This is a genomic window from Nocardia grenadensis (assembly GCF_050942415.1).
GTDB classification, from domain to species: Bacteria; Actinomycetota; Actinomycetes; order Mycobacteriales; family Mycobacteriaceae; genus Nocardia; species Nocardia grenadensis.
This window is the reverse complement of the sequence record NZ_CP192054.1, coordinates 4,119,269-4,135,334: the sequence shown is the minus strand read 5'-3', so window position 1 is coordinate 4,135,334 and position 16,066 is coordinate 4,119,269. Positions and strand designations below refer to the sequence as shown.

12 protein-coding genes are annotated in these 16,066 nt (G+C 68.8%); 9 read left to right on the top strand and 3 right to left on the bottom strand.

Annotated elements, in window-relative coordinates:
- Positions 1 to 90: 90 nt before the first annotated feature.
- A complete protein-coding gene (locus ACQPYS_RS18815) occupies positions 91 to 1,323 on the bottom strand; it encodes an XRE family transcriptional regulator (protein WP_433490348.1) in 1,233 nt (410 codons plus the stop codon).
- A 214-nt stretch (positions 1,324 to 1,537) separates the two neighbouring features.
- On the opposite strand from ACQPYS_RS18815, the gene ACQPYS_RS18810 reads away from it, so the two are divergent.
- A complete protein-coding gene (locus tag ACQPYS_RS18810) occupies positions 1,538 to 1,843 on the top strand; it encodes a hypothetical protein (RefSeq protein WP_063038755.1) in 306 nt (101 codons plus the stop codon).
- Positions 1,844 to 1,873: 30 nt separating this feature from the next.
- Here the strand turns inward: ACQPYS_RS18810 and ACQPYS_RS18805 are convergent, their stop codons facing one another.
- Positions 1,874 to 2,761, bottom strand: a complete 888-nt coding sequence (locus ACQPYS_RS18805; protein WP_030521346.1) for a PAC2 family protein — start codon at positions 2,759 to 2,761, stop codon at positions 1,874 to 1,876.
- A 144-nt stretch (positions 2,762 to 2,905) separates the two neighbouring features.
- Between ACQPYS_RS18805 and metH the strand changes: the two genes are divergently transcribed.
- From metH to hisG, 8 genes are all read left to right on the top strand, one after another.
- Positions 2,906 to 6,502, top strand: coding sequence for a methionine synthase (metH, locus tag ACQPYS_RS18800; protein WP_433490347.1), 3,597 nt, complete (start codon positions 2,906 to 2,908; stop codon positions 6,500 to 6,502).
- Between the two features lie 318 nt (positions 6,503 to 6,820).
- A complete protein-coding gene (locus ACQPYS_RS18795) occupies positions 6,821 to 8,407 on the top strand; it encodes a serine/threonine-protein kinase (RefSeq protein ID WP_431940261.1) in 1,587 nt (528 codons plus the stop codon).
- 109 nt (positions 8,408 to 8,516) lie between these two features.
- A complete protein-coding gene (locus ACQPYS_RS18790) occupies positions 8,517 to 9,215 on the top strand; it encodes an HAD family hydrolase (RefSeq protein WP_063038749.1) in 699 nt (232 codons plus the stop codon).
- Positions 9,216 to 9,588: 373 nt separating this feature from the next.
- The gene (locus tag ACQPYS_RS18785) at positions 9,589 to 10,449 is read left to right on the top strand and encodes a HalD/BesD family halogenase (RefSeq protein WP_431940260.1); all 861 of its coding nucleotides are present in this window, start codon (positions 9,589 to 9,591) and stop codon (positions 10,447 to 10,449) included.
- 44 nt (positions 10,450 to 10,493) lie between these two features.
- Complete coding sequence (locus tag ACQPYS_RS18780; protein ID WP_433490346.1) at positions 10,494 to 11,315, top strand: class I SAM-dependent methyltransferase; 822 nt, start codon at positions 10,494 to 10,496, stop codon at positions 11,313 to 11,315.
- Positions 11,316 to 11,358: 43 nt separating this feature from the next.
- Complete coding sequence (locus ACQPYS_RS18775) at positions 11,359 to 13,173, top strand: choline/carnitine O-acyltransferase (protein ID WP_433490345.1); 1,815 nt, start codon at positions 11,359 to 11,361, stop codon at positions 13,171 to 13,173.
- A gap of 244 nt (positions 13,174 to 13,417) precedes the next feature.
- Positions 13,418 to 13,681, top strand: coding sequence for a phosphoribosyl-ATP diphosphatase (locus tag ACQPYS_RS18770; RefSeq protein WP_030521337.1), 264 nt, complete (start codon positions 13,418 to 13,420; stop codon positions 13,679 to 13,681).
- 35 nt (positions 13,682 to 13,716) lie between these two features.
- Positions 13,717 to 14,568 carry an ATP phosphoribosyltransferase gene (hisG, locus tag ACQPYS_RS18765; RefSeq protein WP_063038744.1) on the top strand — a complete coding sequence of 284 codons (852 nt, stop codon included), beginning with the start codon at positions 13,717 to 13,719 and terminating at the stop codon, positions 14,566 to 14,568.
- A 518-nt stretch (positions 14,569 to 15,086) separates the two neighbouring features.
- Here the strand turns inward: hisG and ACQPYS_RS18760 are convergent.
- On the bottom strand, positions 15,087 to 15,983 hold the full coding sequence (locus ACQPYS_RS18760; RefSeq protein ID WP_431940257.1) for a RecB family exonuclease: 897 nt from the start codon (positions 15,981 to 15,983) through the stop codon (positions 15,087 to 15,089).
- Between the last annotated feature and the right edge of the window lie 83 nt (positions 15,984 to 16,066).

Here is a 16,066-nt window from a genome sequence, read left to right as displayed (position 1 = left end):
CGCCGGCCTCGACCGGGGCGTGGAGCCGCTCGGCCACGCGGGGCGACGGTTTACGGCCCACGCGCCCCGCTCCGGCGCGGCCGATGTAGCTCAGACGCCCGACAGCGACCGGAGCTCGTCCAGGAAGGCGCGGGTCCGCGGATCGCCGGGGAAATTCTCCACCAGTTCCTGCGCTACCTCGCTGCCGATGCACAGCAGCGAGGGCAGGGACCGTCGCTTCGCCTCGAACGCCCGCCGCCCCAATGCCACGGCCAGTTCCAGATCGCGCCCGCGCGCGGCGACCACGGCCAGGGTGAGGTGGGCTTCGGCGACCCGCATCGGATTGCGTACCGAACCGTCCAGGGCGACCGAATCGGCCAACACCGCCTGCGCGTACATCTCGGCGCGCGCATCGTCGCCGACGACCCGGGAGCAGTCCATGGCGTAGAAGTCGAACTTCTGCGGGTCCACGACGAAATGATTCTCGAGATCGTCGGGATGGCCGAGCCGGTTCAGCAGGGTGCGGCCCTCGGCCAGGGCCGCGTCCACGGCCGCGCGATCGCCCAGCCGCGCCCAGGCCTTGGCCCGCTGGGCGGCCAGCTGGACACCGACCCCGCTGACCGTGCATTCCGCCGGGACCGCCTCGGCCGCCTGGATCACGCCGCGATGATTGCCCTGGGTCAGCGCGAACCAGGCGGCGAGTTCCGAACTCCAGCCGATGATCTCGGCGTGGCCGGCCTCCTGTCCCAGCGACCGGGCCGCCCGCCGGGTGGCCTCGGCGCTGCTGCGCCGGCCGAGATCGTATTCGAGACAGCCGAGCAGCAGAGCCACCCAGCCGGCCAGTTCCAGGACCTCCTTGTGCTGGGCCAGCGTGAGCCGGCTGTCGAGCAGCGCGGCGATCCGGCGCAGCCAGCCCGCGGCCTCGAGATGGAGTTCGTGCGGATCGGTGGAGGCGTAGTCACAGCACAGCCGCTGTGCGGTGATCCGCACCGCGTCCAGGGTGGCCGTCGAAATATCGGACATCCGAAGGCGTCCCATGAATTCGAGCGTGTCCATTCCGGTGGCGGTGAGCAATTCGTCGTCGCGGCTCGGCCGGGCCTTCGGGAAGAATGCGGCGGCCACCGAATCGAAGGCGGACGCGATGAGGGGCGCGTAGAAGTCGTCGGGTCGTGATTCGCCGGATTCCCAACGCCGCCAATTGCGTAGAAGGGTGCTGTCGGTCGGGAGATTATGGGACGACTTGGCGCGCAGGGCACGGACGGCGTCCGCCTGTGACCACCCACGCGCATCGCGTTCCGAGCGCATCCGGACGGCCCACAGCGGACGATCTTCAGCAGCAGTCACGCGGCCAGTATTGCACCAGCAAACTTTCCGTGGACCCCAGAGGGCATCCAGATGTCCCCCGCATGACCTCTTCTGTCGTTGTCGCGCATGGGTCATGCTCGAATCGGACCGGCTTCGTACCGGTTCAAGCAACACCCCCGCGAATGCGGGGAGGAGATCCCGGAGCAGGAAATGGTTCCCCGCCCCCGTGTGGGGAAGGATTCAGGAGGTTCGGGTGGAAGCGTTGGTATACGGGTATTTACGCGACGATCTGGCCGCGGGCGACGGTGACGATATGGAGGCCGCGCTACGTGAGCTGGCCGAGGCCCGGGGACTGTGCTTCGCCGCGACGTTCCGCGAATCACGTCCCGGTGACGGGACGGCGTTCGCCGAACTGACCCGGGAGCTCCAGCGGGCGGACGCCCATCACGTGGTGGTTCCCTCGCTCGATCACCTCACCGGCCAGACGATTCCACGCGAACTGCTCATCGCGAAACTGGCCAGTGATGCCGCCGCCCGTATCTGGTCGGTGGCCGGCTGAACCGAGGACCCGGTGGCCCGGCGTACCCCCTCAGCGCCCGAAGCCGCCGGGTCCTCGTCTGCGCAGGTACTTCTCGAATTCGGCGGCCAGGGCGTCGCCGTCGATCTTGGCCATCACCTCGTTGACATCGATCGCGGCGTCGCCGCGCTCCTCCAGCGAATGCACGTACTCGGCGATCTCGTCGTCGGCGACGGTCATCTCGTTCACCGTCGACTCCCACTCCTCGGCCTGCTGGGGCAGCTCCCGCAGCGGCACCTCGATATCGAGGACGTCCTCGACCCGGTGCAGCAGCGCGATCGTCGCCTTCGGGTTCGGCGGCTGCGACACGTAATGCGGCACCGCGGCCCAGAACGACACCGCCGGGACCCCGGCCTTCACGCACTGGTCCTGGAGCACCCCGGTGATACCGGTGGGCCCCTCGTAGCGGGTCTGTTCCAGGCCGAACTGCTCGGCCGCCTCCTTGCTGTAGGCCGAACCCGTGACCGGCACCGGCCGGGTGTGCGGGGTATCGGCGAGCAGCGCCCCGAGGATCACCACGGTCTGCACGCCGAGCTGATCGATGAACTCCAGCAGATCCGCGCAGAAGCGCCGCCACCGCATATTCGGTTCGATCCCGCGTAAGAGCACCACATCGCGATCGCTGCCGGGCGGGGAGCACACCGACAGGACGGTCGCCGGCCAGACGATCTCCCGGGTGACGCCCTCCACCTGCCGGACCATCGGCCGGTTCACCTGGTAGTCGTAATAGTCCTCGGAATCGAGTTCGGCCAGCGGCCGCGCATCCCAGATCAACTCCAGATGCTCCACCGCGCCGCTGGCGGCGTCACCAGCGTCGTTCCAGCCTTCGAAGGCCGCAACGAGCACGGGGTCGCGCAGTGCGGGCAGTTCCCGATCCACCGGAGATTCACTCGAGCTCACCCCTGCCAGCCTACGGGGCAGGGCGCCACCGGCGCGCAGTATCGGTCCCGCCGCGCCTGTCGGCGGCGTCGCCGGTTGTGGTCGCCCGCACAGGGCAGGAAGGAGGGCGACACTGTGACGGAGGCGCACACTAGTCTGGAATCCATGTCTGCCTCCCGCTCCGCCGAGTTCGATACCACATTGCTCGACACTCTTACCAGGCGTGTCGTGATCGGTGACGGCGCGATGGGCACGATGCTGCAGGCCGTGGATCTCACGCTCGACGATTTCCGCGGGCTGGAGGGCTGCAACGAGATCCTCAACGACACCCGACCCGAGGTGCTGCGGCATATCCATCGTGCCTATTTCGAGGCCGGCGCCGATGCCGTGGAGACCAATACCTTCGGCTGCAACCTGCCCAATCTGGGCGACTACGGGATCGCCGACCGGATTCGGGATCTCTCGGAGAAGGGGACCCGGCTGGCCCGCGAGGTCGCCGACGAGATGGGGCCGGATCCCGACGGCGTGCCGCGGTACGTGCTGGGCTCCATGGGGCCCGGGACCAAACTGCCTACGCTCGGCCACGCGCCGTACGCGGACCTGCGCGACGCCTACACCGAGGCCGCGCTCGGCATGCTCGACGGCGGCGCCGACGCGGTGCTGATCGAGACCTGTCAGGACCTGCTCCAGGTCAAGGCCGCCATCACCGGTACCCACCGCGCCATGGAGCGGGCCGGTCGCCGGATCCCGATCATCACCCACGTCACGGTGGAGACCACCGGCACCATGCTGGTCGGCAGTGAGATCGGCGCGGCGCTGACCGCGCTCGAACCGCTCGGTATCGACCTCATCGGCCTCAACTGCGCCACCGGCCCGGACGAGATGAGCGAACATCTGCGCTACCTGTCCCAGCACGCGCGCATCCCGGTGTCGGTGATGCCCAATGCGGGCCTGCCGGTGCTCGGCGCGCAGGGCGCCGAGTACCCGCTGACCCCGGAGGAACTGGCCACCGCGCTGCGCGGGTTCGTCGCCGACTACGGCCTGGCCCTGGTCGGGGGCTGCTGCGGTACCACCCCGGAACATATCCGCCAGGTGGCCGAGGCGGTCCGGGAGGTCGAGACCGGGCTGGCGCCGATCGGGCAGCGTCGCACGCCCGAACCCGAGCCGAGCATCTCGAGCATGTACACCGCGGTGCCGTTCCGGCAGGACGCGAGTGTGCTGATGATCGGCGAACGCACCAACGCCAACGGTTCGAAGGCGTTCCGGGAGGCGATGCTCGCCCAGGATTGGGCGAAATGCCTGGATATCGCCAAGGACCAGACCCGCGACGGCGCCCATATGCTCGACCTCTGCGTCGACTACGTGGGCCGCGACGGAACCGCCGATATGTCGGAACTGGCATCCCGGCTGGCCACGGCCTCCACCCTGCCGATCATGCTCGACTCCACCGAGACGCCGGTGCTGCGCGCGGGCCTGGAACACCTGGGCGGGCGCTGCGCGGTGAACTCGGTGAACTACGAGGACGGCGACGGCCCGGATTCCCGGTTCCAGCAGACCATGGCCCTGGTCGCCGAACACGGCGCCGCGGTGGTCGCGCTGACCATCGACGAGGAAGGGCAGGCCCGCACCGCCGAGCACAAGGTCGCCATCGCCGAACGACTCATCACCGATATCACCGGCAACTGGGGTCTGCGCGAGAGCGACATCATCATCGACACCCTCACCTTCACCCTGGGCACCGGACAGGAGGAGTCGCGTCGCGACGGCCTGGAGACCGTCGAGGCCATCCGGGAACTCAAACGCCGGCACCCCGATGTGCAGACCACGCTGGGTCTGTCCAATATCTCCTTCGGGCTCAATCCCGCCGCGCGCCAGGTGCTGAACTCGGTGTTCATGCACGAATGCGTGCAGGCCGGCCTGGACAGCGCCATCGTGCACGCCTCGAAGATCCTGCCGATGAGCCGGATTCCGGACGAGCAGCGGGAGACGGCTCTGGACCTGGTCTACGACCGGCGTCGTGAGGGCTACGACCCGCTGCAGAAACTCATGCAGTTGTTCGAAGGTGTGTCCACGGCCGACTCCCGCGCCTCGCGGGCCGACGAATTGGCCGCGCTACCGCTGTTCGACCGGCTCGAACGGCGCATCGTCGACGGTGAGCGGGCCGGGATGGAAGCCGATCTCGACGAGGCCATGCGGGAAGTGCCGCCGCTGAAGATCATCAACGAGACCCTGCTGTCGGGGATGAAAACCGTCGGCGAGCTGTTCGGGTCCGGGCAGATGCAGCTGCCGTTCGTGCTGCAGTCGGCCGAGGTCATGAAAGGCGCGGTCGCCCACCTGGAACCGCATATGGAGGCCACCGACGACAGCGGTAAGGGGCGCGTCGTCCTCGCCACGGTCAAGGGCGATGTGCACGATATCGGCAAGAACCTGGTGGACATCATCCTGTCCAACAACGGCTACGAGGTGGTGAACCTCGGCATCAAACAGCCCATCGCGACCATCCTCGACGCCGCCCTGGACAAGAAGGCCGATGTGATCGGCATGTCCGGGCTGCTCGTGAAATCCACCGTGGTGATGAAGGAGAACTTGGAGGAGCTCAACTCCCGCGGCGTCGCCGACCAGTTCCCGGTGCTGCTGGGCGGTGCCGCGCTCACCCGGTCGTATGTGGAGAACGACCTCACCGACGTCTACGAGGGCGAGGTGCACTACGCCCGCGACGCCTTCGAGGGCCTGCGGCTGATGGACGAGATCATGTCGCAGAAGCGCGGTGAAGGTCCCGATCCGGACAGTCCGGAGGCGGTGGCCGCGCGCGAGAAGGCGGCCGAACGCAAAGCGCGGCACCAGCGCTCACGCCGGATCGCCGAACAGCGGCGGGCGACCGAGACACCGGTCGCGGTGCCGGACCGATCGGATGTGGCCGCCGATCTGCCGGTCCCGGTGCCGCCGTTCTGGGGCACCCGGGTGATCAAAGGTCTCCCGGTGCACGAGTATTCCGGGTTGCTGGACGAACGAGCGCTGTTTCTCGGCCAGTGGGGGCTGCGCGGCCAGCGCGGCGGCGACGGCCCCAGCTACGAGGAACTGGTGGAATCCGACGGCCGGCCCCGCCTGCGGGCCTGGCTCGACGAGCTCAGTACCGCGGGAGTGCTTCAGCACGCCGCGGTGGTGTACGGCTATTTCCCGGCGGTGTCCGAGGGCGACGATGTCGTGGTGCTCACCGAACCGGAACCCGATGCGCCGCAGCGGCACCGGTTCACCTTCCCGCGCCAGCAGCGGGACCGGTTCCTGTGCGTCGCCGATTTCCTCCGCTCGCGCGAGCGTGCCCGCGAGACCGGGCAGGTGGACGTCCTGCCGTTCCAGCTGGTCACCATGGGTCAGCCGATCGCCGATTACGCCAACCGGCTCTTCGCCGACAACAACTACCGGGACTATCTGGAGGTGCACGGCATCGGGGTGCAGCTCACCGAGGCGCTCGCCGAGTACTGGCATCGGCGTATCCGCGAGGAACTCACCCTGGAGGGGCATGCGATCGCCGATTCCGATCCGGCCGATATCGTCGACTACTTCTCGCTCGGTTATCGCGGCGCCCGGTACTCGTTCGGGTACGGCGCGTGCCCGGATCTCGAGGACCGCGCCAAACTGGTGGATCTACTCGACGCCGGGCGGCTCGGGGTGACGCTGTCGGAGGAACTGCAGCTGCATCCCGAGCAGTCCACGGACGCGTTCGTTCTCTTGCACCCGGAGGCGAAGTACTTCAATGTCTGACAGCGCGGATAAACCTGCGGGCAATGTGATTGTCATCACTCATGCGGTGGGTCGGCTGCTCCGAACCGCCGTCAGAGATCGAAAACGCAGGTGATCGGGGTGCGACGGGCTCGGTAAACCCCTACTGCCCGCGCGGCTTCCGGGTGCCGGAGCGTAGGATTTCCGGGAATTTCCGCTGAGGTTACCGCCGAATCAGAAGTCTCGACAATGTTGTCGGGGGGTTCGGTCGCGCCGGGCCGGAGCGGAACCGTAGGCAGCCGCCTGTGACGCGCGGAGTGCTGGAAGACTCGGCGGCGAACAGAAGGGGCCACGACAGAGATGACCAAGGATCGGCTGATCGCCGGACGGTATCGGCTCACGGATCCCATCGGCACCGGCGCCATGGGTGTGGTGTGGCGGGCACTCGATATCCGGCTCCAGCGCACCGTCGCGGTCAAGCAGGTGCTGCTCGGACCCAACCTGACCGAGCAGCAGACCTCGGAGGCGCGCAAACGCGCACTGCGCGAGGGCCGGATCGCCGCGCGCCTGCACCACCCCAATGCCATCTCGGTGTTCGATGTCGCCGAAGAGGACGGCCAGCCCTGGCTGGTCATGGAGTACATGAACGCGCCGAGCCTGGCGAGCCGGTTGAATCTCGACGGCACCATGAGCCCGCTCGAGGTCGCCGGACTCGGTGCCCAGGCGGCGGCCGCACTGGCGGCCGCGCACGACGCCGGAATCGTGCACCGCGATGTGAAACCGGCGAATCTGCTGGTGGGTGATGACGGCACGGTGAAGATCACCGATTTCGGAATCTCGCGTGCCACCGGCGATGTGACCGTCACGGCCACCGGGTTCCTGGCCGGCACCCCCGCGTATCTGGCCCCCGAGGTCGCCCGTGGTGAGCAGCCGATACCCGCCTCCGATGTGTTCGCGCTCGGATCCACGCTGTACCACGCGCATACCGGCCGCCCGCCCTTCGGCGACGGCGACAATCCGCTGGCGGTACTGCACGCGGTGGCCGGTGGACAGGTCGAACCGCCCGCCGGCGCCGGGGCCCTGGGGCCGGTGCTGATGCGCCTGCTGGCGACCGAGGTCGCCATCCGTCCCACCATGCACGAGGCGCAGGTCATGCTCGAGGAGGTGGCCGCCGGGCGAGCACCGGAACCGGTCGATCCGGTGGCCCCCGCCGCCACCAAGATCCTGCCCGCCGATGCGGCCGCGACCACCCCGCTGTCGCCGGACGCCGCTGCCGCAGCCCCGGTGCCGCCGCCGGGCGGCACCCCGCCGGCGTTCCGCGGTGCCCCGCCGCCCGCCGCGGCGGCCGTTCCGGCGGGTGCCCCCGCTCCGGCGCCGCAAACCGCACCGGCCCGCGGTGGTTCCGGGAACCGCACCAGGACGGCGCTGCTGGCGGGTGCCGCCGCATTGATCCTGGTGGTCGTCGCGGGATTGGTCCTCGCGAACTTCACCGGCGGCGACGACCCCGACGATCCGGCGGCGCTCGGCCCGGACACCTCACAGGCACTCGCCTCCGAAACCTCCGAATCGGATACGGAGACCACCGCCCGGTCGTCGACCACCACACCGTCGCCGACCACCACGGCGGAGACCGGTCCGCCCTCGGCGGCCCGCGTCGAACAGTTCGTCCGCGGGTACTACGGCCTGCTGCCCGGTAACCCGTCCGCTGCCTGGTCCCAGCTCTCGCCCGCATACCAGGCCACCACCGGCGGCTATGCCGAGTACACCCGCTTCTGGTCGACCATCTCCGCCGTCAGCATCGGCGCGGTGACGCCGTCGGGCACCGGCTCGGCCGTGGCCACCATCACCTACACGATGAGCAACGGTTCCGTGCAGTCGGAGAGCCGGTCGTTCCAGGTGGTACCGGAGGGGGGCCAGTTGGTGATCACCGCGTCCCAGCTGCAGTGAGCCGCCGCCCGAGACCTTCCCACCGGCCACGCGCCCGCGAGGGTCGGCCAGGGGTTCCGGGTCTCCCGGGCACAGACGATGTGACCGACCGCGACGAAAGGCCGTACATATGAACCGGGTTGCCGGAGTGCTGTGGGATATGGACGGCACCCTGCTCGATTCGGAGAAGCTCTGGGATATCGGGGTGCGGGAGCTGGCGCGGGAACTGGGCCGGGAGATGACCCAGGAGATCCGGCACGCCCTGATCGGGGCGTCCGGGGCGAACGCGCTGCGGATCATCTTCACCGAGCTCGGTCTGCCCCCGGAGCCCGAGGCCGTGGCGGCGGCCGGACATTTCCTGGAACAGCGCGTCACGGAACTGATGAGCGGGCCGATCCCGTGGCGGCCGGGCGCGGTGGAAGCGCTGGAGATGGTGCGTGCCGCGAGCCTGCCCACCGCGCTGGTGACCAACACCAAACGGTCCCTCACCGAGCTGGCGCTGGAGACCCTGGGCCGCGATCGCTTCGACGTCTCGGTCTGCGGTGACGAGGTTCCGCACGGGAAACCGGACCCGGCCGTGTATCTGCGGGCGGCAGAGCTACTCGGCCTCGAGCCCGGTGATTGTGTGGCCGTGGAGGATTCCGTCACCGGGGTGGCGGCCGCGACGGCCGCGGGGTGCGCGGTACTGGTGGTGCCGTGTGAGATCCCCGTCGAGGCGCACCCGTCCCGCGTGCACCGCGACAGTCTGATCGGGCTGTCGCACACCGACCTCGACGAGGTGTTGCGGACCTGCCGCGCGGTCGCCGCGGGCGATCCCTCCGTGTCCTGAACAGGTCACTTCCCCCCGGGCGGTATCCACAAATCTCGGATCGGCACGGGTTCTCACCACGGTCACGGCCGCGCTGTGCCGGGACGACGACGAACTACTCGTGTGCCCCGACCCTCGACGATGTACCGCCTGCTCGTCCTCCAGCAGGTACACGAATGTGCTCCCCACACGGTGCCGTTCGGGTCCGCGCGCCCGGACATCCGATGATGGGCTGCTTTTCGCGCCGTATCGGTCGCCAACGCTGTGATCAGGGACGAACAGCGGTCGCGAACGATGTTGTGGAACAACAAGACCGAACGGTCCGTGACCGGACTCACCTGCTGTCTCCGGCAAACCCCGGGCGTGTCGCAGACAGTCCGATAACAATGTCGCTATGGCCGCCACGGTGACCTTGAACGACATCGTCGACACATCCCGCTACCCGCTCGCGGAGCCCGATTCCCCCGGCCGGCGTGCCGCGGTGGCGGCGGCCCGGGCCGATCTCGCCGAGGACGGCTGTACCGTCCTGCGCGAGTTCATCCGGCCCGAACTGCACGCCCTGCTCGCCGAGCAGGGGCAGCGGATGGCGCCGCACGCCTACTATCGCACCGAGCGGGTCAACGCCTACAACATCCCGCTCGACAGCGAATTACCCGAAGGCCATCCCGGCCGGATCGTGTTCGAACGCGGTAACGCCTTCGTGCCGCGCGACCGCATCCCCGCCGACGCGCTCATCCACCGCCTGTACACCGATGTGCTGTTCCAGCGTTTCCTCGCCGACTGTTTCGGCCGGGACCGGCTGCACGAATTCGCCGACCCCTTGGCGGGGCTGGTTCTCAATGTGGTCTCCCCGGGGCAATCGCATCCCTGGCATTTCGATACCAACGAGTTCACCGTCAGCATGCTGACCGCCACCCCCGAGATGGGTGGCGTTTTCGAATACTGTCCCGGTATCCGTTCCCCGCAGGCCGAGAACCTGGCGGATGTGCACGCGGTCCTGACCGGATCGGGTGAACGTCTCATCCGGCGCCTCGTACTGCGCCCGGGCGATCTGCAACTCTTCCAGGGCCGCTTCTCGCTGCACCGGGTCTCCCCGGTGGCGGGCGCGGCCGCGCGGCATACGGCGATCTTCGCCTACAGCGACCGTCCCGGTGTCATCGGCACCGTGGAACGCACCCGTCAACTGTTCGGACGGGTGCTCCCCGATCATCTCGCCGCGGCCGACGCCGTCCGGGGTGACCGGCTGCTCGATTGACCGGACGCGATCGAGTGGATACCGCCCGAGGAGAGGAACACACCGTGCCAGTTCCGTTGCACACCACCGGGAAAGCATCCTTCGACGACATCTACTCGAGGCCCGACCCACGCGACTACTACGCGCGGATGTCGGAGCTGGGCTATCGCATTCCGGAACTGGCGAGACCGCATCTGTGGCGGCAGATCGCCGAATGCGCCGCGGCCCGGGGGGCCGCACCCGGCGTGCTGGATATCGGCTGCTCCTACGGCGTGAACGCGGCCCTGCTGCGCTGGGATACCACCCTCGCCGAGCTGGCCGGATGGTATGCGGACGGCGACATGGATACGGACGAGCTGATCGCGCGGGACCGCGCCCGGCCGGCCGGCGCCGACGCGCTGCCCGGGGTGCGGTTCCTCGGTATGGATGCCTCCGCGCCCGCACTGGACTACGCGCGCGCGGCGGGGTTGCTCGACGCCGTGGTGCACGCCGACCTCGAGGCCACCGACCCCAGCGACGAACAACGCGCGATCCTCGCCTCGGCGGACCTGGTCGTCTCGACCGGCTGTATCGGATATGTCACCGAGAAGACAATCGTGCGCATCGCCACGGCCCATCCCGACCGGCGCCCCTGGATGGCCCATTTCGTGCTTCGTATGTACGGTTTCGAACCCATCGAGGCGGAGCTGGCCGCCCTGGGTTACCGCACCGAGCGGATGCCCGGCGAGTTCGCCCAGCGCAGGTTCGCCTCGGCGGCCGAGCAGGAGCAGGTGCTGAGTACGCTGGCCGGTAACGGCATCGATACCACCGGCCTGGAGAACGACGGTTGGCTGTATGCCAATCTCTATGTGTCCCGGCCACTTTCGGCGCCCGCATCCATGGCTTGACGCCGGGCGAACCCGACGACCGACAACCGAACCGGAGAACGACTTGACCGAACCCACCTTCGCCGCCGAGGATCAGCTCCCGAGGGTCCCGTTGCCGACCCTCGAGGACAGTTGCGCGCGTTTCGTCCAGTGGTGTACCCCGCTGCTGACCACCGAGCAGCTCGCCGCCACCGAGGCGGCCGTGGCGGATCTGCTACGCCCCGGCGGCCCCGGCCGCGTGCTGCACGACGCGCTGCGCGAATACGACGAGACCCCGGGCGTGGGCAGCTGGCTCGACCGGTTCTGGCCCTCGCGCTACCTGGGCCGGCGGGACCGGATCGCGTTGAACGCCAACTTCTTCTTCCTGTTCCGTGACGATACGGCGCTGGCGAGTTCCACCGCGGCCGGCCAGGCCGAACGCGCCGCCGCGCTGGTCGCCGCCGCGGTCGACTACAAGCTGGCCCTGGACCGGGAGGAGATCCCGCCGATCACCCAGCGCGGGCAGCGCCTGTCCATGTGGCAGAACAAGTACTTGTTCTCCGAGACCCGGATTCCCGGCCTCGAGCAGGACACCGTGCGGGTGCCCTACAGCGAGGCCGAACCCGGCCCGTCCACCGCGCGGCATATCCTCGTACTGCACCGCGGAGCCATGTTCCGGCTGGATGTTCTCGGGCCCGACGGCGACCCGTACGCCTTCGAGGACGTGACCGCGGGTCTGCGCACGATCCTGAAATCGGCCACCGAGCCGGCCCCGGCAGGGACCTCGGTGGGACAGCTGACCACCGCGGCGCGCGCCGACTGGGCCCGCGCCCGCGCCCGGCTGCTGACCGACCCGCACAATGCCGAAGCGCTCGACACCATCGAAACGGCGCTGTTCGCCGTCTGCCTCGAGGATTTCGCCCCGCGCGACGACCTGCACGCCGCCGACACGCTACTGCACGGTGACAGCGCCAACCGGTGGTTCGACAAGTCGATCTCGTTCATCGTCTTCGCCGACGGCCGGGCCGGGATCAATGTCGAACACTGCGGCTTGGACGGCACCACGATCCTGTCGTTCGTCGATACCCTGCTGGAGACCCCCGTCGGCGAACATCTCCAGCGGTCCGGGGCGCGGGAGCAGGGGCTGCCGCCGGCCGAGCCGATCGAGTTCCGACTCGACGCGGAGCAGCAGGCCGAAGTGGTCGCGGCCGGGTCGGCGTTCGGGCAGTACGCCGCGGACAATGCCACCACGGTGGTCTCGTTCACCGATTTCGGCACCGCCCGGGCCAAACAGCTCGGTATCTCCCCGGACGCGTTCGCTCAGCTCAGCTACCAGCTGGCGCACCGGCGCAGTAAAGGCGTCACCGGCGCCACCTACGAATCCATCGCCACCAGGCAGTACCGCAACGGCCGCACCGAGGCGATGCGGGTGGTGACCCCGGAGATGGTGACTTTCGCCGACACCATGACGGACCCGACGGCCGATACCGCCGCGAAACTGGCCGCCGCCCGCGCCGCCGCCACCGCGCATGTGGAACGGGCGAAACAGTGCCAGTCCGGTGCGGCGCCGGAACAGCATCTGTGGGAACTCGAATGGATCCAGCGGCGCCGCGGCGCCGAACTCGGCGTCACCGACCCGATTCCGCTGTACTCCAGCCCCGGCTGGACCGTCCTGCGCGACGACTATCTGAGCACCAGCTCCGCGCCGTCGGTGAACATCAGCTACTTCGGTTTCGGGTCCACCAGCCCGAAATGCATCGGTATCGCCTACGTACTGCTGCCCGACCGGTGGAATCTTTACCTGGCCACCCCGGCGGCTGTCGCCGATCGGATGCACGCGTTCGCCGGGCACCTGCGCACCGCCGTCGCCGAACTGGAGGCGCTGTTCTCCGGAGCATGAGCGAGTCGGGCCCGGAGGCGGTAGCGCAGTGTGACCACGCAGGGCCCTCGCTCATGCGCGATAGGCACAGCATGAGTGAGTCGGGCCCGGAGGCGGTAGCGCAGTGTGACCACGTAGGGGCCCTCGCTCATGCGCGATAGGCGCAGCATGAGCGGTACTCGCCGGTCGCCCGAGTGGGTGCCACGACACAGTGGCGCCCACTCGGCCGGAGTCGTGTGGCGGTGGTCTGAAACAATGACCTGCCGTGAAGACTTTCGAGGCCCTGTTCGCCGAGCTCCAGGATCGCGCAGCCACCCGCCCCGCCGGGTCGGGCACCGTCGCCGCGCTGGACGCGGGCGTCCATACCCAGGGCAAGAAGGTGCTGGAGGAGGCCGGTGAGGTGTGGCTGGCCGCCGAACACGAGGGCGACGAGGCGCTCGCCGAGGAGATCTCCCAGCTCCTCTACTGGGTGCAGGTTCTGATGGTGGGCCGCGGGCTGCGGCTGGAGGACGTCTACCGACATCTGTAGACGCCCCGACCGTTCCTCCGACCGAAAGGACCATCATGTTGCGCGTCGCAGTACCCAACAAGGGCGCACTCTCCGAATCCGCGGTCGCCATCCTCACCGAGGCCGGCTACCGTAAACGCACCGACTCCCGCGATCTCACCGTGCTCGATCCGGCCAACCAGGTGGAGTTCTTCTTCCTGCGGCCCAAGGACATCGCCATCTACGTAGGTTCCGGCGAACTCGACCTGGGGATCACCGGCCGCGATCTGTCGCTGGATTCGGGCGCACCCGTGCACGAGCGGCTCTCGCTCGGCTTCGGCGGTTCGACTTTCCGCTACGCCGCCCCGCAGGGCCAGGATTGGAAGGTCGAGGATCTGCAGGACAAGCGCATCGCCACCTCCTACCCCAACCTGGTGCTGGCGGATCTGGCACGCCGCGGGATCGAAGCCGAGGTGATCCGGCTGGACGGGGCCGTCGAGATCTCCATCCAGCTCGGGGTGGCCGACGCGATCGCCGATGTGGTCGGCTCCGGCCGCACCCTGCGCCAGCACAATTTGGTCGCCTTCGGTGAATCGCTGTGCGATTCGGAGGCCGTGCTGATCGAACGAGCCGGGTCCGACCAGCGCGACCGGGCGCGTAACCAGCTGATCGCCAGGGTCAAGGGCGTGGTGTTCGCTCAGCAATACCTGATGCTCGATTACGACTGCCCGAAGAACCTGCTGGAACGTGCCGCCGAGCTCACCCCGGGCCTGGAATCCCCGACGGTCGCTCCGCTGGCCGACCCCGGCTGGGTCGCGGTCCGGGCGCTGGTGCCGCGGAGGCAGGGTAACGAGCTGATGGATCAGCTGGCGGAACTGGGCGCGCGGGCCATCCTGGCCACCGATATCCGCTCCTGCCGCGCTTTCTGAATCAGCGGGCGTAGGGACGGTCTGTTCCAGCTCGGCGCCGAGGCCCCGCCTCGGCGCCGAGCGCCCGTGATGTGTGTTGTGGGCTGTCACCTTGCGTGAGTGGCATGGACCCTGACCTCCCTACCCAGTACCCAGCCCGAATCAGCGCTGTGCCGGTTCTCCGTCCCGGTCCTGGCACATGTCGGCGACTGCTCGTACGGCGGCGACCACTGAGGTCTCGGCCCGCCCCGATTCTGAACTGACGGGGGTGAAGGAGCGCAGTGACCGAGCGTGTGCAGCCGACCGTCCATGGATCGGTGACCATTGAGCACTTACAGTGCTGTGAGCTCCCCGGACTGGTCGAGGAGCACGACAGCCTGCACCTTCTGTCTATTCCGGGTGGTCTATCTCAGTGGTCGGGGCCCGCCCCCGATTCTGGACCGACGGAGCGAAGGAGCGCAGCGACTGAGCGGAGGAGGGAAGAATCGGGGGCACAGGGCCTCGACCCGCGCGCCGGAGGCGCGCAAATGAACACAGTCTCAATCCGATACCGATTCGGCGAAGGATTCGGCCGGGGGTTCGTCGTCCGCGGGCCAGCCGGGGTAGGGCGGAGGCGTGCCGTCGAATGCCGGGCACAGGCTTTTGTAGGCGCAGTAATCACACAGCCAACTCGGATTCGGCGGAAAATCTCCGGTCCGGCCCGCTGCGCGCACCGCGTCCCACAGGGCGGTGAGGGTGCGTTCGAAGCGGAGTAGTTCGTCCTCGTCGGGGGTGTAGGTGAGCAGTTCGGCGTCGGCCAGGTAGATCAACCGCAGCTGGGTGGGAACCACACCGCGGGTGCGCAGCAGCATCAGCGCGTAGAACTTCAACTGGAACAGCGCCCGCGTCTCCTGGGTGGGCCCCGGCGCCCGGCCGGTCTTGTAGTCCACCACCCGCAGTTCCCCGCTGGGGGCCACGTCGATGCGGTCCACGAAACCGCGTAGCGGGGCGCCGTCGGGCAGGTGGACCTCGAGCCGGGTCTCGCAGGATTCGGGATCGAACCGGCGTGGGTCCTCGAGCCGGTAGTAGGTACGCACCAGGGCGCGGACCTCGTCGAGGAAGGGCGCGACGTCGAGGCCGGTGGCGAGGAGTTCGGCCGCTTCGGGGCGCTCGGCCAGCACCCGGGTCCAGGCCGGTTCGGCCAGCGTGCTCGCGCGGTCGGGATCACGTTCGGCGGCCGGCAGGGCATAGAGATCTTCGAGAACGGCGTGTACGACGGTGCCACGCACCGCCTGGCGGGTCGGCGGCTCGGGAATGCGGTCGATGGTGCGGAGCCGGTACTTCAGCGGGCACTGTTTGAAATCGGCTGCGCGCGAAGGGGACAACGCCGGTCGGGCGGAGGCGGGTGCCGGTTCGAGGCCGGAACCGGCCGGGGGCGTGCTCGGTGGCGCTGACATACCTGGCAGGCTATCCCGCGGCACCGACACGGTGCCGCGCCCGGTGATCGTCCCGGGCGCAGTCCTCATCGGGAACGGAGATC